General features: G+C 73.4%; 20 protein-coding genes. 9 read left to right on the forward strand and 11 right to left on the reverse strand.

Going from position 1 to position 20,071, the window contains the following annotated elements; genetic code table 11:
- Positions 1-183: 183 nt before the first annotated feature.
- Both ACFY0I_RS34880 and ACFY0I_RS34885 read left to right on the forward strand, forming a co-directional pair.
- A complete protein-coding gene (locus ACFY0I_RS34880) occupies positions 184-1,383 on the forward strand; it encodes a S8 family serine peptidase (RefSeq protein ID WP_388903387.1) in 1,200 nt (399 codons plus the stop codon).
- A gap of 223 nt (positions 1,384-1,606) precedes the next feature.
- On the forward strand, positions 1,607-2,263 hold the full coding sequence (locus tag ACFY0I_RS34885) for an acetate uptake transporter (protein WP_388903389.1): 657 nt from the start codon (positions 1,607-1,609) through the stop codon (positions 2,261-2,263).
- 15 nt (positions 2,264-2,278) lie between these two features.
- Here ACFY0I_RS34885 and ACFY0I_RS34890 read toward each other — a convergent pair whose 3' ends face one another.
- A complete protein-coding gene (locus ACFY0I_RS34890; protein ID WP_388903392.1) occupies positions 2,279-2,659 on the reverse strand; it encodes a MerR family transcriptional regulator in 381 nt (126 codons plus the stop codon).
- 62 nt (positions 2,660-2,721) lie between these two features.
- Here ACFY0I_RS34890 and ACFY0I_RS34895 point away from each other — a divergent pair, with 62 nt between their 5' ends.
- Positions 2,722-3,831, forward strand: coding sequence for an alkene reductase (locus ACFY0I_RS34895; RefSeq protein WP_388903395.1), 1,110 nt, complete (start codon positions 2,722-2,724; stop codon positions 3,829-3,831).
- Between the two features lie 13 nt (positions 3,832-3,844).
- Here ACFY0I_RS34895 and ACFY0I_RS34900 read toward each other — a convergent pair whose 3' ends face one another.
- The 3 genes from ACFY0I_RS34900 to ACFY0I_RS34910 all read right to left on the reverse strand — a co-directional run bounded on the left by ACFY0I_RS34900 (position 3,845) and on the right by ACFY0I_RS34910 (position 7,146).
- Entirely contained in the window at positions 3,845-4,456 is a 612-nt protein-coding gene (locus ACFY0I_RS34900; RefSeq protein ID WP_388903397.1) for a TetR/AcrR family transcriptional regulator, read from the reverse strand.
- Between the two features lie 60 nt (positions 4,457-4,516).
- Positions 4,517-6,256, reverse strand: coding sequence for a class I adenylate-forming enzyme family protein (locus ACFY0I_RS34905; protein WP_388903589.1), 1,740 nt, complete (start codon positions 6,254-6,256; stop codon positions 4,517-4,519).
- A gap of 116 nt (positions 6,257-6,372) precedes the next feature.
- Positions 6,373-7,146, reverse strand: a complete 774-nt coding sequence (locus ACFY0I_RS34910; protein ID WP_388903400.1) for an SDR family oxidoreductase — start codon at positions 7,144-7,146, stop codon at positions 6,373-6,375.
- 173 nt (positions 7,147-7,319) lie between these two features.
- Here ACFY0I_RS34910 and ACFY0I_RS34915 point away from each other — a divergent pair, with 173 nt between their 5' ends.
- The 4 genes from ACFY0I_RS34915 (at position 7,320) to ACFY0I_RS34930 (ending at position 11,795) form a co-directional block, all read left to right on the forward strand.
- Positions 7,320-8,609 (forward strand): exo-beta-N-acetylmuramidase NamZ domain-containing protein, encoded by a 1,290-nt coding sequence (locus ACFY0I_RS34915; protein WP_388903402.1) that lies wholly within the window; start codon positions 7,320-7,322, stop codon positions 8,607-8,609.
- A gap of 217 nt (positions 8,610-8,826) precedes the next feature.
- A complete protein-coding gene (locus tag ACFY0I_RS34920) occupies positions 8,827-10,239 on the forward strand; it encodes a serine-threonine protein kinase (RefSeq protein ID WP_388903404.1) in 1,413 nt (470 codons plus the stop codon).
- A 147-nt stretch (positions 10,240-10,386) separates the two neighbouring features.
- Positions 10,387-10,989: a hypothetical protein gene (locus ACFY0I_RS34925; RefSeq protein ID WP_388903406.1), complete on the forward strand. Its 603-nt coding sequence runs from the start codon at positions 10,387-10,389 to the stop codon at positions 10,987-10,989.
- Positions 10,986-11,795, forward strand: coding sequence for a 3-keto-5-aminohexanoate cleavage protein (locus tag ACFY0I_RS34930; RefSeq protein WP_388903408.1), 810 nt, complete (start codon positions 10,986-10,988; stop codon positions 11,793-11,795). Before ACFY0I_RS34925 ends, ACFY0I_RS34930 begins: the two co-directional genes overlap by 4 nt.
- Before the next feature lie 17 nt (positions 11,796-11,812).
- On the opposite strand, the gene soxR is transcribed toward ACFY0I_RS34930, so the two are convergent.
- Positions 11,813-12,262 (reverse strand): redox-sensitive transcriptional activator SoxR, encoded by a 450-nt coding sequence (gene soxR, locus ACFY0I_RS34935; RefSeq protein WP_388903410.1) that lies wholly within the window; start codon positions 12,260-12,262, stop codon positions 11,813-11,815.
- 136 nt (positions 12,263-12,398) lie between these two features.
- Between soxR and ACFY0I_RS34940 the strand changes: the two genes are divergently transcribed.
- Entirely contained in the window at positions 12,399-12,860 is a 462-nt protein-coding gene (locus tag ACFY0I_RS34940) for a MaoC family dehydratase (RefSeq protein ID WP_388903412.1), read from the forward strand.
- Here the strand turns inward: ACFY0I_RS34940 and ACFY0I_RS34945 are convergent.
- The 3 genes from ACFY0I_RS34945 to ACFY0I_RS34955 form a co-directional block, all read right to left on the reverse strand.
- Positions 12,851-13,489, reverse strand: a complete 639-nt coding sequence (locus ACFY0I_RS34945; protein WP_388903414.1) for a TetR/AcrR family transcriptional regulator — start codon at positions 13,487-13,489, stop codon at positions 12,851-12,853. The genes ACFY0I_RS34940 and ACFY0I_RS34945 overlap by 10 nt on opposite strands.
- A 120-nt stretch (positions 13,490-13,609) precedes the next feature.
- Entirely contained in the window at positions 13,610-13,915 is a 306-nt protein-coding gene (locus tag ACFY0I_RS34950) for a YiaA/YiaB family inner membrane protein (RefSeq protein WP_281205844.1), read from the reverse strand.
- Between the two features lie 59 nt (positions 13,916-13,974).
- On the reverse strand, positions 13,975-15,126 hold the full coding sequence (locus ACFY0I_RS34955) for an acyl-CoA dehydrogenase family protein (protein WP_388903416.1): 1,152 nt from the start codon (positions 15,124-15,126) through the stop codon (positions 13,975-13,977).
- A 69-nt stretch (positions 15,127-15,195) separates the two neighbouring features.
- On the opposite strand from ACFY0I_RS34955, the gene ACFY0I_RS34960 reads away from it, so the two are divergent.
- On the forward strand, positions 15,196-15,849 hold the full coding sequence (locus tag ACFY0I_RS34960) for a TetR/AcrR family transcriptional regulator (RefSeq protein ID WP_388903418.1): 654 nt from the start codon (positions 15,196-15,198) through the stop codon (positions 15,847-15,849).
- 72 nt (positions 15,850-15,921) lie between these two features.
- Here ACFY0I_RS34960 and ACFY0I_RS34965 read toward each other — a convergent pair whose 3' ends face one another.
- From ACFY0I_RS34965 to ACFY0I_RS34975, 3 genes are all read right to left on the reverse strand, one after another.
- Complete coding sequence (locus tag ACFY0I_RS34965) at positions 15,922-17,001, reverse strand: Zn-dependent alcohol dehydrogenase (protein ID WP_388903420.1); 1,080 nt, start codon at positions 16,999-17,001, stop codon at positions 15,922-15,924.
- Between the two features lie 23 nt (positions 17,002-17,024).
- Entirely contained in the window at positions 17,025-18,437 is a 1,413-nt protein-coding gene (locus ACFY0I_RS34970) for an aldehyde dehydrogenase family protein (protein WP_388903422.1), read from the reverse strand.
- A 98-nt stretch (positions 18,438-18,535) separates the two neighbouring features.
- Entirely contained in the window at positions 18,536-20,038 is a 1,503-nt protein-coding gene (locus ACFY0I_RS34975; RefSeq protein ID WP_388903424.1) for a citrate:proton symporter, read from the reverse strand.
- Between the last annotated feature and the right edge of the window lie 33 nt (positions 20,039-20,071).

Consider the following 20,071-nt stretch of genomic DNA (forward strand, 5'->3'; position numbering starts at 1 on the left):
GCATTCGTGCGGGAGTTCGGGTGAACGTGTGTGCACGGTGAAGGCGATGCGGGGGGCCTTTTAAGAAACCTTGTTGAATAAGGCCGAAAGGCAGGGGCGATCTTGATTTGCGCCTGTCAATCGGAACAGGGTTCTCCAGAAGGTTCGACGCCCCACACGTCACCCACGAGGAGAACCCTCCACATGGCAACTCACAAGCGTTCGCGCGGTTTCCGTTACGCGGCCATCGGTGCGGGAGCCGCCACCGCGGTCGCCGTGACCCTGATCGCCACCCCCTTCGCGGGGGCGGCGGCGCCGGCCGAGGGCACGGTCTACGGACTGGGCGCCCCCGGTGCGATCAGCGGAAGCTACGTCGTCATCCTCGACGCATCCGCGGACAAGGCGAAGCTCGCCAACAAGTACGGAGGCGAACTGCAACGCAGCTACGGCTCCCAGGTCAACGGCTTCTCGGCCTCCGGGCTGAGCGAGACCGAGGCCAAGCGGCTCGCGGCGGACCCTGCCGTCGGCAAGGTCGTGCAGAACAAGAAGTTCACCATCAAGGCCAGCCAGCCCAACCCGCCGTCCTGGGGGTTGGACCGGATCGACCAGAACGCGCAGGGGGGGGACAAGAAGTACGACTACCCCGACAAGGCCGGTGAAGGGGTCACGGCGTACGTCATCGACACCGGCATACGGGTGACCCACGAGGACTTCGGCGGTCGCGCCACGCACGGCTTCGACGCCGTGGACAACGACGACAGCGCCGACGACGGCAACGGCCACGGCACGCACGTCGCCGGGACCGTGGCGGGTACCGCGCACGGCGTCGCCAAGAAGGCGAAGCTGGTGGCGGTGCGGGTGCTGGACGACAACGGCTCGGGCACCACCGAGCAGGTCGTCGCCGGCATCGACTGGGTCACCAAGAACCACTCGGGCCCCTCCGTCGCCAACATGAGCCTGGGCGGCGGCGCCGACGAGGCGCTCGACGAGGCGGTGCGGCGTGCGGTCGCCGCGGGCGTCGCGTTCTCCGTCGCGGCGGGCAACGAGTCGAGCGACGCGGGTCAGGGTTCGCCCTCCCGGGTCACGGAGGCGCTGACCGTGGCGTCGAGCACCATCGACGACGCGCAGTCCGACTTCTCCAACTTCGGCTCCGTGGTGGACCTCTACGCTCCCGGCTCGGACATCACCTCGGCCTGGAACGACAGCGACACCGGCACCAAGACCATCTCCGGCACCTCGATGGCCGCCCCGCACGTGGCGGGCGCCGCCGCCCTCTACCTGTCCGGGCACCCGTCCTCGACCCCGGCGCAGACCGCGGCGGCCCTGACCGCGGCGGCGACCGCGGGCGCGGTGACCAACCCGTCGTCCGGCACGGCGAACAAGCTGCTGAAGGTCGCCCCGTAACGGGTGACCGGACGTAGCCGATCCAACGGTTACGACGGACCGGCCCGCCTTCCGGCCCGCCCCGACCAGGGGCGCGCCGGGGGCGGGCCGGTCCGCGTGCGGGGGCCGGGCGGCCCCGCCGGGACGGGACCTTCGCCCCGCGGGGTCCCGGGCGAACCGGTCGGAGGGGTCCCGCACGGTGGGCTATATTCGGAACATCCCCCCACCGAAGGTGCATATCGCCATGCCCAGCTCCACCCTGACCCCGGCCGCCCCCGCCCCCGCCGGTCCGATCTCCGCAGGGGCCACGGCCCCGCAGGCCGGCTCCCCGCAGGCGCAGGCGCCCCGTGTCGCCAATCCCGGGCCGCTGGGCCTGGCCGCGTTCGCACTGACCACCTTCGTGCTCAGCCTCTTCAACTCCGGCCTGATCGCGGACACCGCGCTGAGCGCGGTCGTCCTGCCGCTCGCCCTCTTCTACGGCGGTCTCGCGCAGTTCGTCGCCGGTGCGATGGAGTTCCGCCGCGGCAACACCTTCGCCACCACGGCGTTCGTCTCGTACGGCGCGTTCTGGATGTCGTTCGCGGGCTACGTGAAGTTCGTCGTCCCGACGCTGCCCGCCGGCCAGGCGCACATCGCGACCGGCTGGTTCCTCATCGCCTGGTTCGTCTTCACCTCGTACATGGCCGTCGCCGCCCTGAAGCTGGACCTGGCGCACCGGCTGCTCTTCACCGTGCTCGCCCTGACCTTCCTCTTCCTGGCGCTCGGCGACCTCACCCGGGTCGCCGCCCTCGGCCATGTCGGCGGTTTCCTCGGCCTGCTGTGCGCGGGCATCGCCTGGTACGTCTCCTTCGCCGTGGTGGCCGAGGAGACCTGGGGCCGCAAGGTCCTTCCGCTGGGCTGAGGACCCGGGGCCGGATCAGGCGGGGCCGTCGGCGGCGAGCAGGCCGGCGGCCGCGTCGATGACCTCGTCCAGCACGTCGCGGGAGCGCTCCAGATCGCCGATCATCCGCTCGATCCGCTCCCGCTCGGCGGTCAGTTCGGCCACCAGCAGCGGAGTGGCGCGCACCGACGGGCCGCCGTCCTCGTCGCGCATGCAGGGCAGGATCCTGGCGATCCTCTCGCTGTGCAGTCCGGCCGCGTACAGCTCCTGGATCCGGATCACCCGGTCGACGGCCCGCTCGGGGTAGTCGCGGTGGCCGCCCGGCGTCCGGTCGGACACCAGCAGGCCCTGTTCCTCGTAGTAGCGCAGCGACCGCGCGCCGACCCCGGTGCGCGCCGCCAGTTCACCGATCCGCATGGTCCGTCTCCCCGCCCCAAGGCCTTGAACCTGACATCAATGTGAGGTTCTACGGTACCGGCATGACGCACACCGAGCAGGTACCCGCCGCCTCCCGCCTCTTCGAACCCGTCCGCCTCGGCGGCCTGGAGCTGCCCGGTCGCCTGGTGATGGCGCCACTGACGCGCAACCGCGCGGACGCCGACGGGGTGCCGGGCGCGCTCATGGCCGCCCACTACGCGCAGCGCGCCTCGGCCGCTCTGATCATCGCCGAGGGCACCACGCCGAACGCCGTCGGGCAGACGTACCCCCACATCCCCGGCATCCACTCCCCCGCGCAGATCGCCGGCTGGCACCGGGTCACCGACGCCGTGCGCGCCGCCGGCGGGCGGATGTTCCTCCAGCTCCAGCACGGCGGCCGGGTCGGGCACCCCGACACCAGCGGACACGTCCCGCTCGCCCCCTCCGCGGTCCGCTTCCCCGAGCCGCTGCACACCCCCTCCGGGTTCCAGGACGCCGTGCCGCCCCGCGAGATGACCGGCGAGGACATCCGGACCACCATCGCCGACTTCGCGACCGCCGCCCGCAACGCCGTCGCGGCGGGGTTCGCCGGCGTGGAGGTGCACTCCGCCAACGGCCACCTGCTCCACCAGTTCCTCTCCCGGAACACGAACCGCCGCACCGACGAGTGGGGCGGTCCCGTACGGAACCGGATCCGCTTCACCGTCGAGGTGGTCCGGGCCGTCATCGGGGCGATCGGCGCGGACCGGGTGGGCGTACGCGTCTCCCCCGGCCTGGGGGTCAACGGCATCGAGGAGGGCGACACCGAGGAGATCTACCCGGTGCTCACCCGGGCCCTGGCCGAGCTCGGGCCGGTGTACCTGCACCAGGTGTACGCCGACCCGGACCTGCCCGCCTTCGCCGCGCTCCGCGCGGCCTGGCCGGGCACCCTGATCGCCAACCCCGCGCTGTCGCGCGAGGAGGTCGCGGGCGACGGCGGCAGGCTGCGGGGCGAGCGGCTGCTGGAGGCGGGCGCCGACCTGATCGCGCTGGGCCGGGGGTTCCTCGCCAACCCCGACTTCGTGGAGCGGCTGCGCACCGGGGCCCCGCTCAACGAACTCCGCCCGGAGTTCCTGATGCACGTGCAGGGCGCCGAGGGGTACACCGACTACCCGGCCCTGGCCCGGGTGTGAGCGGGCCGGCCGCTCAGGGGCGCAGGGAGCGCAGCAGCAGGTCGGCGAGGTGGTCGGCGACCTGGTGCGGGGTGAGCGGGCCGTCCGTGCGGTACCAGGTGGACAGGTGGTGGACGGAGCCGAAGTAGAAGTCGACCACCAGGTCTGCGGGCGTGGCGGCGGCGAACACCCCGGTGCGCTGGCCCTCCTCGACCAGGGCCCGGAAGCGCTCGTGGTAGCGCCTGCGCTCGGCCCTGACCTGCTTGTACTTCTCCGGGCTGAGCTGGTGCATCGACCGGAAGAAGATCATCGCGTCGTCGAGGTTCTCGATGGTGGTGACCACCACGTCGGCGGCCGCGGCCCGCAGCCGCTCCTCGACGGGGGAATCGGATCCGGCCACCGCGTCGAGCCGCTGCTGCTGGAGGCGCAGCATGCGCGCGTACACCTCGTGCAGCAGGTCGTCCTTGGACCCGAAGTAGTGGTAGAGCGCCCCCTTGGTGACGCCGGCGGCCTCGACGATCTCCTGGACGGAGGTGCGGTCGTAGCCACGCTCGGCGAACAGCCTGGTGGCCACGGCCAGCAACCGCTGCGGTACCGGGGTCTCCCGGTTGTTGTCCGCCGGCTCCGTGGTGGTCCTGGCCGTCATGGCGCTCGCCTTCCTTTCCTGATCCCTGACCTGCTGCGTCGTACGACCATCCGACTGTTTTCAGCCTCGCTCGCGCAGTTCCCGTCGCAGGATCTTGCCACTGGTCGTCCGGGGAAGAACAGGCAGGATCTCGACTTCGCGCGGGTACTTGTACGCGGCGATGCGCTCGGCGCAGTGGGCGACCAGTTCGGCGGGCTCCGCCGAGGCGCCCGGGCGCAGGCTCACGTACGCCTTCACGCTCTCCCCGCGGTACGGATCGGGGACCCCGACGACGGCCGCGTCGAGGACGGCCGGATGGGTGTGGAGGACGTCCTCCACCTCGCGCGGCCAGACCTTGAATCCGGCGGCGTTGATCATGTCCTTCTTCCGGTCGACCACGTAGAGCCAGCCGTCCGCGTCCATGAAGCCGACGTCCCCGGTGCGCAGTTCGCCGTCCGGGAAGGCCTTCGCGCTCTCCTCGGGCAGACCCCAGTAGCCGGGCACGACCTGGGGGCCGCGCACGGCGATCTCGCCGCTCTCGCCGAAGGGCACCTCCGCGCCCCGCTCGTCGAGGATCCGTACGAGGGTCTGCGCGCCGGGGACACCGACCGAGAGGGTGCCGGAGACGGGGTCGACGGGGGCTTCGAGGTGGGCCGGGACCGAGGCGCAGGGGGCGGTGCACTCGGTGAGGCCGTAGCCGTTGCGCAGGTAGAAGCCGAGGTCGGCGCGCAGCCGCGCGACGAGCGCGGGCGGGAGCGGTGCGCCGCCGGAGGAGACGACCCGGAAGGAGGCGAAGTGGTCGCGGGTGACGGCGGGGTGGGCGGCGAGCGCGATGAAGGCGGTGGCCGGTCCGATGGTGTACGCGGGGCGGTGTTCGAGGAAGGCGTCCAGGACGACGCCGGCGTCGAAGCGGTGGGCGAGGACGAGCGTGCCGGCGTTGGTGAAGCAGGCGGCGAGCTCGCAGACCATGCCGGTGATGTGGAAGAGCGGGGCGAGGGCGAAGTAGCCCGCGCCCTCGGGGAGGGGGTGTCCGGTGACCTGGCGCGTGGCGTTGTACGTGAGGGCGCCGTGCGGGTTCAGGGCGCCCTTGGGGGCGCCGGAGGTGCCGGAGGTGTAGCTGATGAGGGCGGTGTCGGAGGCCGTCAGTCGGGGGTCGGGCGGGGCCGGATGTCCCCGACGGGCCACCTCGGCGAGGTCTGCGGGGGCGGGGGCCGGGGGGTGCGGGGGTTCGGCTTGCGGGGGCACGGCGGGCGCGGACCCGGCGGATACGGGCTCGGCGGACGCGGGCTCGGCGGGCGCGGGTCGCTCGGGCAGGACGCGGGGGTCGTCGCGGGTCTGGAAGTCCCGGTCGCGGGCGGTCAGGACGGTCCGTACGCCGGTCCCGCGCACCGCCTCCCCCAGGTACGCCGCCCAGGCCGGCTCCGCGCAGACCAGCGCGGCGGCGCCGCAGTCGCGCAGGGCGCGGCGGACCTCGGCGGCCTTGTGCATGGGGTTGAGCGGGACGACCACCGCCCCGGCCTTCCACGCGGCCAGCACCGCGAGCACGAAGTGCGGGGTGTTCTGCAGCATGACGGCGACCCGGTCGCCCCGACCGACGCCCTGCGCGGCGAGGTGCCCGGCGAGGGAGTCGGAGAGGGCGTCCGCCTCCGCGTAGTCGATCCGGCCGTCGAAGTACGCGAGGGCCGGGCGGCCGGGGGCACGGGCGACGGCCGCCCGGAAGGCGTGCAGCACGCTGGGCTGCGGCGAGACCCCGGCCAACTGGGCCGGACTCAGCTGCCGCAGCCAGGGGCGGGCGGCGTACCGGGAGGCGGCGGCGGGCAGCGGGTCGACCGGAGCCTCGGGCGCCGGATCGACGCCGGGCAGCGGGTCGGCCGGGCCGTCGAGAGCGGGGACTTCGACGGCCGCTGTTTCGACGGCCGCCGCCTCGCGCGCCGGGGTCACGAGGACTCCCACTTGCGCTGGAGATGGTTCATGCCACTCAGCCAACGGTCGGGTTCCGTGGCGCGCGCGGCGTAGTAGTCCGCCACCTCGGGGTGCGGGAGGATCAAGAACCGGCCCTTCTCCATGCCGTCGAACAACGCTTCCACGACCGCGTCGGGCTCGATCGCGGTCGGCGCCAGGACGAGCTCGCCCGCCGATCCGGCGGCGGTGAGCATGTCGGTGCGCACCCCTTGCGGGCAGATGGCGTGGACCGACACGCCCCGGTGGCGGTAGGTCAACGAGAGCCATTCCGCGAAGGCGAGGGCGCCGTGCTTGGTGACACTGTACGGCGCCGCTCCGATCATGGTCAGCAGTCCCGCGGCCGAGACGGTGGACACGAAGCGGCCACCGCCCCGCTCCAACCAGTCGGGCAACAGGGTCCGGGCGGCGCGCACGTGGGCCATGACGTTGGTGTCCCAGGCCGCTTCCCAGACCGCTTCGTCCGCGAAGGCGTCGCCGCCGGAGGCGAGGCCGGCGTTGGCGCAGTAGACGTCCACGGCGCCGCCCAGCGCTTCCCGTGCCTCGGCCACGACCGTCGAGGCGTCACCCGGTACGGCGATGGCCCGGGGGCCGATCGCGTCCGCCACGGACTTGGCCTTGGCGGGGTCGAGGTCGTTGACGACGACGCTCGCCCCCTCGGCGGCGAACCGGTGGGCGAGGGCCGCGCCGATGCCGCCGCCCGCGCCGGTCACGACGACTCGCTGGTCCTGGTACGCGCTCACGGGGGTCACCTTTCGTCGCTGCCCTGAGGGCCGGTCCCGGGCAGACTAACCAGTCGGTATGCCCGGCCGGAAGGGGTGCGGCCCCCTCGGCGGTACGCGGCCCGCCCCGACCGCGCGTGCGGGCGGGGCGCTGGACGGCGTGGGTCGGGCGGGATCCGCGGGGGCCGGCCTAGCGTGGCGGGATGACGCTGTCACGACGCGGGGTGCTGGGACTGGCGGGGGCGGCCGGGGCCGTGGGTGCCCTGGGGACGGGCGCGGGTTCCGCGGCGGGCGCGGGTTCCGCGGCGGCCACGGCTCCCCGGGCGGAGCGGGTGCGCACGGGGTTCGAGCAGCTCGCCGCCGACGGGTACGCGGCGCTGGCCGGTCAACGGATCGGGGTGGTCACCAACCCCACCGGGATCACCGCCGACGCCCGCCACCTGGTCGACGTGCTGCACGCGGACGAACGGGTCGACCTGGTCGCGGTGTTCGGGCCGGAGCACGGTTTCCGCGGCACCGCGCAAGCGGGCGGCTCCGAGGGCGCGGGGCGGGATCCGGCGACCGGGCTGCCCGTGTACGACACGTACGCCACCAGCGGTCAGCAGCTCGCCGACCTCTTCACGAAGGCCGGCATCGACACCGTCGTCTTCGACATCCAGGACGTGGGAGCGCGGTTCTACACCTACGTATGGACCCTCTACGACTGCATGCGCGCGGCCGCCCTCGCGGGCAAGGCGGTGGTCGTGCTGGACCGACCGAACCCGATCGGCGGGCGGCGGGCGGCCGGACCGGTGCTGGAGCGGCCCTACGCGAGCTTCGTCGGCCGGGAGCCGATCGCGCTCGCGCACGGGATGACCGCGGCGGAGCTGGCACTGCTGTTCAACGGCGAGTTCCTGGGCGGTACGGCCTTCCCGCAGGGGCCGGTGCGGCTGCGCACGGTGCGGATGGCGGGCTGGCGGCGGGAGTCGTTCTTCGGGGCGACCGGACTGCCCTGGGTACCGCCGAGCCCGAACGTGCCGACTCCGGACACCGCGCTGGCGTACGCGGGGACCTGCCTGTTCGAGGGGACCAACCTGTCGGAGGGCCGGGGCACCACCACCCCCTTCGAGGTGGTGGGGGCGGAGGGCGTCGACCGGCGGTGGGCCGAGGCGGCGAACGGCCTGGAGCTGCCCGGAGTGTGGTTCCGGGAGACCTGGTTCACCCCGTCCTTCTCCAAGCACGCCGGGAAGGTCTGCGGCGGGGTCCGGCTGATCGTGCACGACCGGGACGCCTTCGATCCGGTGCGGACCGGGATCGGACTGCTGGTCACCGCGCGCCGGGAGTGGTCCGGGTTCGCGTGGCGCTCCGACCACTGGATCGACCGGCTGACGGGCTCGGGCCGGGTGCGCGCGATGGTGGACGCCGGGGCCGGGGTGCGGGAGATCGTGGACGACTGGGCGGCCGGACTCGCGCGTTTCGCGGCCGTACGGGAGAAGTACCTGCTCTACCCGTGAGCGCCGGGCGGCCGTCCCCGATCCGGGACGTCGCGGGGCTGGTCGGGCGGCCCGCGCGGCGGGATGCTGCAAGCACCACAGGCGCGGCGCGGAGGGGGACCTCATGGCGGGTGGACGGCCGGGCGGATCCGATGGCGGGGCGGGAGCGGGGGGCGGGAGCCGCACCCGGGCGGGGAGCGGGGGCTTCACCGGGGCGACGGGGAACCGGTCCTCGGCGGTGACCGGGCGCTGGAGCGCGGTCGGCGTCACGGCGGCCGGCTCGGCCCCGGCCGCCGCGGGCATCGGCGTCGGCCCGTACCGGGAGCTGACCTTCGACGCGCAGGGCGACGTGGATCCGGCGGCCCGGGAGACGGTGGCCCGGATCGAGGCGACGGACCTGCTGGTCTTCGCGCACGGTTGGAACAGCGACAGGTCGACGGCGACGCGTCTCTACGACCGGTTCTTCGCCCCCTTCCCCGAGCTGGTGGGGACGGGGGTACGGCTCGGGTACGTGGGCGTCGTCTGGCCGTCGATCCGGTTCTCCGACGAGCCGATACCCGACTTCGAGGCACGCGGCGCGCCGGCCCCGCCGGGCTTCGGAACGGCCCTGGACCACGACACGCGGCGGGCCCTCGCGGGGTTCTGGCCGGGCCGCGAGGCGGAACTCGACCGGATCGCCGAGCTGTTGGAGGGTCGCCCCGACTCGGCGGCCGCGCTCGTCGAGTTCGGCGCGCTCGTACGGGAGCTGCTGCGGGCCGACCGGGTCGGCACGCCCGTCAACCTGCTGGGCCCGATGCCGGCCCCGACGCCGGCCGGGGTGTCCGGCGGGGCCGCGCGGCATGACGTACCGGCCATTTTCGCCGAGGACGTGCTGGCGGTCTGCCGGACCCTCGCGGACGCGCTGGAGCAGGTCGGAGGCGGACGGGGCGCCGGCCCGGACGCCGTACCCGTACCTCCCGGGGCGCCGGGCCTCGCGCTCGGGAGCGGGCTGCGGTCCCTGTGGAGCGGGGCCAAGGAACTGCTGCGGCAGGCCACGTACTACGAGATGAAGAAGCGGGCCGGGGTGGTCGGGGAACTCGGGCTCGGACCGGTCCTGGCGGACCTGGCCGGACGCCGGCCCGCTCTGCGGGTCCACCTCATCGGGCACAGCTTCGGCGCCCGCGTGGTCTCCTTCGCGCTGCGGGCGCTCCCCGACGGGGGACGGAACCCGAAGTCGTTGACGCTGCTCCAAGGGGCTTTCTCCCACTACGCCTTCAGCGACCGGCTCCCCCACGACGCACGCCGCGGCGGGGCCCTGCGCGGGCTCCAGCGCCGGGTGGACGGACCGGTCGTGGCCTGTCATTCCGCGCACGACTCCTCGCTCGGGGTGTTCTATCCGCTGGCCTCCCGGATGGCGGGGGATTCGGCCGGACTTCTCGGTTTCGACGAGCGGTGGGGCGCGATCGGGCACGACGGGGTGCGGGCCGTGCCGGGCGCGCCCCGGCTGGGCCTCGCCGCCGCGCTGCGCGACGGGCTGCCGGAGAGCGGCTGCGTCAGCGTCGACGCCGGGTCCGTGGTGCGCCGGGGCGGGGCCCCGTCGGGGGCGCACAGTGACATCTGCCACGAGGAACTGGCCCGGCTCGTGGTGTCCGCGGGGCGCATGGGGCGCTGAGTTCCGGCCATGTGCCACCCACACGCCTCGACCGCCCCCGCATGCGCCCACATCCCGCAGGGCATGTTGGGCACGTCGGGGCGGGCTGCTTCGTTCGACGGAGTGGCACGGGCACGGGTGTGGGGGGACGGCGGAGGTGAAGGTGCGATGGCGGGTTTTCGAAGTCTGGCCTATCAGGTGCGCGACGCGCGCAACGACCGGGCCCTGCGGCGCCATTCGCTGCGCCGGTGCCTGGAACGGTTCGCCCCGTACGGGCACCGCGCGACGTGGTGGCACCTGTGCGACCGGCACGGGATCGCTCCCGAGGACCGGGGTGCGGACCCGTTGCGGCTGGTCGCGGCGCTGGAGGAACTGGAAGAGGCGCGGGCGGTCTGGTTGGAGTACGAGAGGCAGTTCGCGGCGCGACGCAGACGGGAGAAGCACGACGGGGTGCGTCGCCCGGAGTGGGCCTGGGGCGGCAACGGGGACGCGGTGGTGCGCTGCGCCGACCCGTGGGTGCGGCCCGAGGGCACGCTGGGCGAGGTACTGCGGCGGCTGGTGACGGCGCTGGAATCGGAGCCGGGCACCTCGTGTCCGGTGTGCGGCGAGGAGGAGCTGCGCTGGCCGGCCGTACCGGCGGCCCGGCACGGCGACTGGGCCGGGGCGTGGTCGTGGGACGGGCCGGTGTGCGGGGGCTGCGGCATCGTGGTGCCCAGACCGGCCCTGGCCTACGCGGCGGTGGTGCACCCGGCCTCGGCGGACGCGGCATGAGCGGATCGGGAGCCGCGGCGGGCCGGGCGGTCGGGCCGGCCGGTCGGGGCGTGGCGCTCCAGGTCGGGCTCAACGGGTCGCGAGGCGCCGCCGACGGGGCGGCCGTACCGATGTCACCGCGGGCGCTGGCGGAGTCGGCGCTGGCCGCGGTCGCCGCCGGGGCCGGCGAGGTACTGGTGCACCCGCGGACCCCGTGCGGCCGGGAGAGCCTCTCGCCCCGGGTGGTGGGGCCGCTGCTGGAGGAGCTGCGCGGCGCGGGGGTCCGCGTACCCCTGACGGTGCCCGCTTCGCTCGCCGCGGAGCCGGATCCGGCGGGGCGGCTGGAGCGGGTGCGGGGCTGGGAGGTGCTGCCGGACCGGGCGACGGTGTCCTTCGCGGAACCCGGCGCGGGCGAGCTGGGTCTGGCCCTGCTGGCCCGCGGGGTGGCGGTCGACGCGGTGGTACCGCTGGGCGGCGGTGCCGGACCCGAGCCACTGGCCCGTTTCCTGGCGTGGGCCCCGGCCGACCACAGGCGGGTGCGGCTGGTGGCCGAGCCGGCGCGGGCCGATCCCGAGTTGGTGGCGGGGCTGCGGTGGCTGCCTCCCGTGCCCCTGCTGCTCTACGGGAGGGACGGAGCCGCGTGGCCGGTGTTGCGGCTGGCCTCCCGGTGCGGCGCCGGTGCACGGATCGGCGTAGGAGAGGTCCTTCACCTGCCGGACGGCCGCCCGGCGCGGTCGAATGCCGAACTGGTGGCGGCGGCCCTGGAGATCACGGCCGAAACCTCTCCGGCGGGGGCGCCGGCGTCCGCCGGTCGGGCGGGGCGGTGAGTACCGGCGGGGCGGCGTCAGCGGGCGAGTCGTGAGCCGGTCATGCGGTCGCCGAAGACGTCGTCCGGATTGGACAGCGCGCAGGTCTTCATGGAGAGGCAGCCGCAGCCGATGCAGTCCGTCAAACGGTCGCGCAGGCCGCTGAGTTGCTCGATGCGCTGGTCGAGTTCGGAGCGCCAGGCCTCCGACAGGAGGGCCCAGTCCTCGCGGTTCGGCGTGCGCCCCTCCGGCAGTTTGGACAGCGCCTCGCCGATGTCGGCGAGCGGGATACCCACCCGCTGGGCGGCGCGCACGAACGCGACCCGGCGCAGCGCGTCACGGGTGTAGCGGCGCTGGTTGCCGGAGGTGCGGCGGCTGCTGATCAGGCCCTTGGTCTCGTAGAAGTGGAGCGCTGAGACCGCGGCTCCGCTGCGCGCGGACAGCTGACCGACGGTGAGTTCGTGGATCTTCTCGGGAATCTGCGGCACCCTGCCGAGCCTAGTCGGAGGCGCGTTGACATTCACACACGCGGAGCAGCATGCTGAGCAAGCGCTTATTCGCCTGAGCGCGCCGGCGAAGACGCGGGAAGAGCGTGTGGGAGACGTCGACAGACAGGGGCAGGGCATGACCGGACCGAGGATCTTCACATCCGCCGAGGAACTGCGCGCCGGCATCGGCGAGCCGCTCGGCCCGAGCGGATGGCTGGAGGTGGACCAGAAGCGGATCGACCTGTTCGCCGACGCGACCGGCGACCACCAGTGGATCCACGTGGACCCCGAGCGGGCGGCTTCCGGGCCGTTCGGTTCGACGATCGCGCACGGCTACCTGACGCTGTCGCTGCTGCCGAGCCTGGTGCCGCAGATCATGCTGGTCGAGGGCATGCGGATGGGCATCAACTACGGCGTGGACAAGGTCCGTTTCCCCGCCCCGGTGCCGGTCGGTTCACGGCTGCGCGCCACCGCGGTGATCACGTCGGTCACCGAGGTGGGCGAGGGCGTACAGGTCGCCGCGACGGTGACCGTGGAGCGCGAGGGCGCCGAGAAGCCGGTGTGCGTGGCGGAGTCGGTGTCCCGCTACTACTTCTGAGCGGGTGGCGCCTGGGGCGTGCCCACCATGCGCAGCACGAGGTCGGCGTAGAGCGCGCCGACCTCGTCGGGCGTGCGCGGTCCGGCCGCGCTGAACCAGCGGGCCACGTCGATGCACAGGGACAGCACGGCGAGGGTGGTGCCCGGGACGTCCGGCACCGCGAACTCCCCCGCCCGCACGCCGTCGGCGAGGATCCGCCGTACGGCCGCGTCGCTCTGTCGGCGCAGGGCCACGATCTCCGAGCGGTGCTCCGGAGCGAGGGCGTCGAGCTCGTACTGGACCACGCGCGCGGTGGTGTGGTGCGCCGCGTGCCAGCCGACGAAGGACCGCACGGCGCCGTCGAGCCGTTCGGCGGCGGTGCCCGGTCCGCAGGCGGCGGTTTCCAGGATCTCCAGCGCCTTGTCGTGACCGATGCGACTGATCCGGTGGAGCAGTTCTTCCTTGGTCTTGTAGTGGATGTAGAGCGCGGCCGGACTCATCCCGGCCCGGCCGGCGATGTCCCGGGTGGTGGTCGCGTGGTAGCCGCGCTCGGCGAAGGCCTCGACGGCGGCGACGAGCAGCCGCCGCGCGGCGTCGGGGGTGACCTCCGACCACGGCTGGTATCCGCCGGTTTCCGCCGCGCTGTCCATGGCCCGTCCACCTCTTCCTCTTGTAGGAAGGAACACCTTACCGGAGGGTGAGCAAGCGCTTAGCCGCTCCGGGCGGGCGGGGGGCGGGGGCGGCTCGACGGAGCGCCTCGGGCCGCAGGGTCAGCGGTCCTGGGCGGGGGGCTTCGGCGCGAAGGGGTCGTAGCCCGTCATGATCTTCTCCATCCGGGCCTGGTCGACGCGGGTGACGATCTGCGTCACCTCCTGGCGGTCCCTGATCACCTTGGCGAGGGTGAACGCCGAGGTGGTGAGGTAGAGCACCGCGATGCCGAGGAAGGCACGGACCCAGCCGTCGGCGTCCATGTTGTAGATCCCCAACGCCACCGCGGCGATGGCGACGCCGAAGGAGGCGACGGCCTGGCCGTAGTAGGCCCCCGTGTTCTGCTGCTTGACCGGTGTCTCGTTCATGGGTCCAGCATCGGCGGCGGCGGCCGGGCGCACATGGGCGCACGTACTCAGCCGGGTACTCAGAAGGCGGAGACCCCCGTGCGGGCGCGGCCGATCAGCAGCTTCTGGATCTGACTGGTGCCCTCGTAGAGGGTCATCACGCGGGCGTCGCGCAGCAGTTTGCCGACGGGGTACTCGTCGATGTAGCCGTAGCCGCCGTGCACCTGGAGGGCGTTGCCGGCGGCGCGCACGGCGGCTTCCGACGCGAAGAGCTTGGCGGTGGAGGATTCGGTGGCGAAGGGCTTGCCCCGGTCGATGAGGTCGGCGACGCGCCAGGTCAGCAGCCGGGCGGCGTCGACGTCGACCGAGATGTCGGCGATGAGTTCCTGGACGAGCTGGTGGTGCGCGATCGGCCTGCCGAACTGCTCGCGCCGCGCGGCGTACGAGACGGCCGCGTCCAGCGCCGCCTGGGCGATGCCGACGCAGCCCGCGGCGACCGACATCCGGCCCTTGGCGAGCGCCGACATGGCGACGGAGAAGCCCTTGCCCTCGGGGCCGAGCATGGCGGAGGCGGGCACGCGGACGCCGTCGAGGACGAGTTCGGCGGTGGCCTGGCCGCGCAGGCCCAGCTTGCCGTGGACCTCGCGGCGGGTGAGGCCGGGGGCATCGGCGGGCACGAGGAAGGCGGAGATCCCGCGGTGGCCGGGGGTGTCGTTGGTGCGGGCGAAGAGGAGGACGACGTCGGCCCAGGTGCCGTTGGTGATGAACATCTTGCTGCCGCTGATGACGTACGCGTCGCCCTCGCGCACGGCCCGGGTGGTCAGGTTGCCCGCGTCGGAGCCGGTACCGGGCTCGGTCAGGCCGAAGCAGCCCAGGGCCTCGCCGGAGCACAGGCGGGGCAGCCAGTCCCGCTTCTGCTCCTCGTCGCCCCAGGCGGCGATGGTCTTGGCGACGAGGCCGAGGGAGACGGAGACGATGCCGCGCACGGCGGAATCGCCGCGGCCGAGTTCCTCGGTGACCAGGACGTAGGAGAGGTGGTCCCCGCCCGAGCCGCCGTACTCCTCGGGCACCGTCAGGCCGAGGAACCCGAGGTCGCCGAGCTTCTTCACGATGCCCCGGTCCACGCTCTCCGCCCGGTCCCACGCGGCGGCGTACGGGACGATCTCGCGCTCGGTGAACGCGCGGGCCAACCGGCGTACGGCGCTCTGCTCCTCGCTCGGCTCCAGGTTCACCGGGCACCTCCGGGGCGTCTCGACCGGCCTTTAACTAGCACCGGTAGTTTATGGCGGGCAGGCCCTACTATGTGGCGCATGGCCAGACCGCGCAAGCCCCTCCTCAGTCGAGCCCGCATCGTCGAGGCGGCGGGTGCGCTGGTGGACGCGGAAGGCCTGGAGGCGCTCTCGACGCGCCGACTGGCCGCAGCTCTCGGCGTCAGCGGGCCGTCCCTGTACAACCACTTCCGCACGAAGGACGAGATCCTCGAGGCGGTGGCCGACGCGGTGAGCGCGCGGGTCGACCTGTCGATGTTCGAGGACTGCCGGGACTGGCGACGGGCGCTGCACGCCTGGGCGCACTCGTACCGTGACGCCCTGTCGGACCATCCGAACATCGTGCCGGTGCTGGCCCGGGGGCCGGGCCGGCGGCCGGCGGGACTGCGGCTGGCGGACTCGGTGTTCGGCGCGATGACGGAGGCCGGGTGGCCGCCGGCGCACGCGACCCGGATCGGCGCGCTGATGCGGTACTTCATCCTGGGCTCGGCGGTGGCCTCGTTCGCCGGCGGTTTCGTCGACGACGAAGCGGCGTACGACCCGACGGACTATCCCCACCTGGGCCAGGCCCACCTGCTGGCGGAGCGGCGCAGCGAAGTCGACGAGGGCGCCTTCGAAACGGGTCTGGCCGCCCTGCTCGACGGCCTGGCCCTCCAGTTCGACGCTCTGAGCCCCGACTCCCCCTGACCCCCGCCCGCGCCCCGGCGCGGGCGGGGTGGGGCGGGGCGGAACCGGGCGGGTGAAACGCGCCGGGGCGGGTCAGAAGATGACCAGCGAGCGGCCTCCCTTGCCCGCGAGCATCGCCTCGAACGCGGCCGGGATGCCGTCGAGGGTGATCCGGTCGGTGACCAGGCCGCCGAGGTCGAGGCGGCCCGCGCGGACGTGGTCGGCGATCACCGGGAGGTCCCGGGCGGGGTCGCTGTTGCCGTAGACGCAGCCGCTGAGCGTGCGCGCGAAGTGGAAGATCTCCAGCGCGTTGAAGGTGATCTGCTGCTCCTTGCCGCCGATGCCGACGACCGTCGTGCGGCCGCCCCGCCGCGTCGACTCCCAGGCCGCGCGGATGCTCTCCGCACGGCCCACGCACTCGATGGCCACGTCCGCGCCCCGCCCTCCGGTGACCGCGCGGACCTGCTTGGCGGTGGTGTCCGAGGCGAGCACGAACTCGGTGGCGCCGGCCGCACGCGCCAGCTCCTCCTTGGCCGGCGAGACGTCCACGGCGACGATGGGACCCGCCTGGCCGATCCGGGCCGCCTGGAGCGCGGCCAGGCCGACGCCGCCGGCGCCGAACACCACCACCGACTCGCCCGGGAAGAGCTGCGCGCTGTGGTGGACGGCGCCGTAGCCGGTGAGGACGGCGCAGCCGAGGAGGGCGGCGTCGGTGAGCGGGATCCCGGCGGGCGCGGGCAGCACGCAGTTCGCCGCGACGACGGTCTCCTCGGCGAAGGCGGCGACGTTGAGCCCGGGGTGCAGCTCGGTCCCCTCGGCGTCATGGGCGTGGACGGCCCCGACGCCGGTCAGCGCCTTGGCGCAGAGCCAGACCTCGCCGATCAGGCAGTGGTGGCACTCCCCGCAGGACGGAGCCCAGTTGAGGACCACGCCGTCCCCCGGGGCGACGTGGGTGACGCCCTCGCCGACGGCGAGGACCGTTCCCGCTCCCTCGTGTCCGAGGACGGCCGGGACGGGCACCCGCATGGTGCCGTTGGTGAGGGAGAGGTCGGAGTGGCAGACCCCCGCTGCGGCGAGGCGCACCCGGACCTGGCCGGGGCCGGGCTCGGGGAGCACGATCTCCCGTATCTCCAGCGGGGCTCCGACGGCGGGCAGGACGGCGGCGCGGACCATGATCTTTTCTCCGTCTCGGGCGGTCAGAACTGCAGGGACTTGGTCTGGAGGTACTCCCCCAGACCGTGCGGGCCCAGTTCGCGGCCGACACCCGACTGCTTGTACCCACCGAACGGCGCGCGCACGTTGAAGCGGCCCCCGTTGATGTCCACCTGCCCGGTGTCCATGCGGCGGGCGAACGCCACGGCCGTTTCCTCGTCCCCGGCCCACACCGCGCCGCCCAGTCCGTAGACGGTGTCGTTGGCGATGCGCAGGGCGTCGTCCTCGTCCTCGTACGGCAGGATCGCCAGCACGGGGCCGAAGATCTCCTCCTGGGCGATGGTCATCGCGGGGGTGACGTCCGCGAAGACCGTCGGGGCGACGAAGTACCCCTGTTCGTGGGGGCTGTCGAGGCCGCCCGCGACGAGGCGCGCGCCTTCCTCGACGCCCTTGGCGATGTACGCGCGGACGCGGTCGCGCTGGGTGGCGTTGACGACCGGGCCGAGGCGGGTGCCCGGGTCGCGGGGGTCCCCGGACGGGTACTTGGCGACGGCGGCGGTCGCGAGGGTGACGGCCTCCTCGTACTGGTCCCGGTGGACGAGCATGCGCGTGAGGGCGTTGCAGCTCTGACCGGAGTTGTTCATGACGTGGCCGACGCCCACCGCGACGGCCTTGGTGAGGTCCGCCCCGGGCAGGATGACATTGGCCGATTTGCCACCCAGTTCGAGGGCGACGCGCTTGATCGCGGCACCGGCTATCGCGCCGATCTTCTTCCCGACGGCGGTCGAGCCGGTGAAGGAGACGAGGTCGACCCCTTCGTGCTCGGCCAGGGCCTGACCGGCGACCGGACCGGTTCCGGTCACCAGGTTGAAGACCCCGGCCGGGATGCCCGCCTCGTGCACGGCTTCGGCGAAGAGCTGTGCGGTCAGCGGGGTGTCCTCGGCGGGCTTGAGGACGACGGTGCAGCCGGCGGCGAGTGCGGGTGCCACCTTGGCAACGATCTGGTGCAGCGGGTAGTTCCAGGGCGTGATCGCCCCGACCACACCGACGGGCTCCAGCAGGACGGTGGAGTTCCCGATCCGCTCCTCGAAGGCGTACGAGGCCCCCAGCTCGGCGTACGAGCCGGCCACCGCGATCGGCGATCCGATGTGCACCGCCTCCGCGAAGCCGAGCGGGGAACCGAGCTCGGCGGTGACCGTCTCGGCCAGCTCGCCCTTACGGGCCACCAGTACGTCGCGCAGCGCGCCGATCAGGGCCGCCCGGTCGGCCGGGGCGGTGGCGGCCCAGCCGGGGAAGGCCGCGCGGGCGGCCCGTACGGCCGCGTCCACGTCCTCGGCACTGCCCGCCGGCACCTCCGCGATCACCTGCTCGTCCGCCGGGTTGACGACCTGGATCCGGCCGGCGCCGGCTGCGGGCACCCACGCCCCGCCGATGTACATCCCGTCCTGGGCCTTCATGGCATTCCTCCCGAGCACGCACGAGCGCGTAGACCTGACGTCACCAACACCCTACAAACTAGCGTCGGTAGTTTTCCGGGCGCCAGGGGTGGCCCGGATCAGATGATGCCGAAAAGCATCCCCGCCGCGAGGACGACGAGGGAGGTGAGGGCCGCCCACTTCACCGTGAAGCGGGTGTGGTCGCCGAACTCGACCTTGGCCATGCCGACGAGCACGTAGACGGCCGGGACCAGCGGACTGGACATGTGGAGGGCCTGGCCGACCAGGGAGGCGCGGGCGATCTCCAGCGGGGACACCCCGTGGGCGGCGCCGGCCTCGGCGAGTACCGGCAGGACGCCGAAGTAGAAGCCGTCGTTCGACATGAAGTAGGTCAGGGGCAGGCTGAGCAGTCCGGTGACCAGGGCCATGTGCGGGCCCATGCCCTCGGGGATGGCCCCGACCAACCAGTCCGCCATGTCCTTGACCATGCCCGTACCGGTGAGGACCCCGGTGAAGACGGCGGCCGCGAAGACCATGCCCGCCACGTTCAGCACGTTGTCGGCGTGCGCGGCGAGCCGGGCCTTCTGATCGGGCATGTGCGGGAAGTTCACGGTGAGCGCGAGGGCGGCGGCGAGCAGGAAGAGCACCGGGATCGGCAGCAGCTCCATGATCATGGCCGTCAGCAGGGCGATCGTCAGACCCGCGTTGAACCAGTAGAGGCGGGGGCGCAGCGTCGCACGGTGGGGGTCGAGGCCCTGGAATCCGTCGGTGTCCGGCGGGACGTCGGTCGGGGCGGAGCCGGTCGGGGCGGAGCCGGTCGGCTGATCGGTACGTGCGGGCCGGTCGGCCTCGGCTCCGTCCGTTCCGGGTACGCCGCCGGAGGCCGGGGGGACGGCGCGGGCGCCGGAAGCGTCGGCGCCGCCGCCGGTACGGGCGCCGGCCGGAACCAGGACCTCCGTACCGACCGCATCAGCGCTCTCCTCACCCTCCCGGCCGGGCATCACCAGGGAGCCGACCCGGCGGCGCTCCTTGACGCCCAGGACGTAGGCCAGGGCGAAGACGAAGAGCAGGCCGACGGCGAGGGCGGGGATCATCGGGACGAAGATGTCGCCGGCGTCGAGCTTGAGGGCCGTGGCGGCGCGGGCCGTGGGGCCGCCCCAGGGAAGGGTGTTCATGACGCCGTTGGCGGTCGCCGCGACGCCGGTCATGACCACCAGGCTCAGGCCGAGCCGCTTGTACAGCGGGTACATGGCAGAGACCGTGATCATGAAGGTGGTGGAACCGTCCCCGTCGAGCGAGACGATGGCGGCGAGCACGGCCGTACCCACCACCACCCGCATCGGGTCGGCCTTGCAGAAGCGCAGGATGCCGCGCACGATCGGGTCGAAGAGGCCGACGTCGATCATCAGCCCGAAGTACACGATGGCGAACATCAGCATCGCGGCGGTCGGCGCGAGCTTGCCGACCCCGTCGATGACGTAGTCCCCGAGATGCGCGCCCTTGCCGGCGAACACGCAGAAGAGCGCGGGGATGAGCACGAGCGCCGCGATGGGCGACATTTTCTTCAGCATGATCAGGACCAGGAAAGTCGCGATCATGGCGAAGCCGAGGAAGGTCAGCATGCAGGGAACGTAGGTGCCCCCTGCTGCGCCCAA

The sequence above is a fragment of the Streptomyces sp. NPDC001568 genome, assembly GCF_042893755.1.
Lineage (GTDB): Bacteria > Actinomycetota > Actinomycetes > Streptomycetales > Streptomycetaceae > Streptomyces.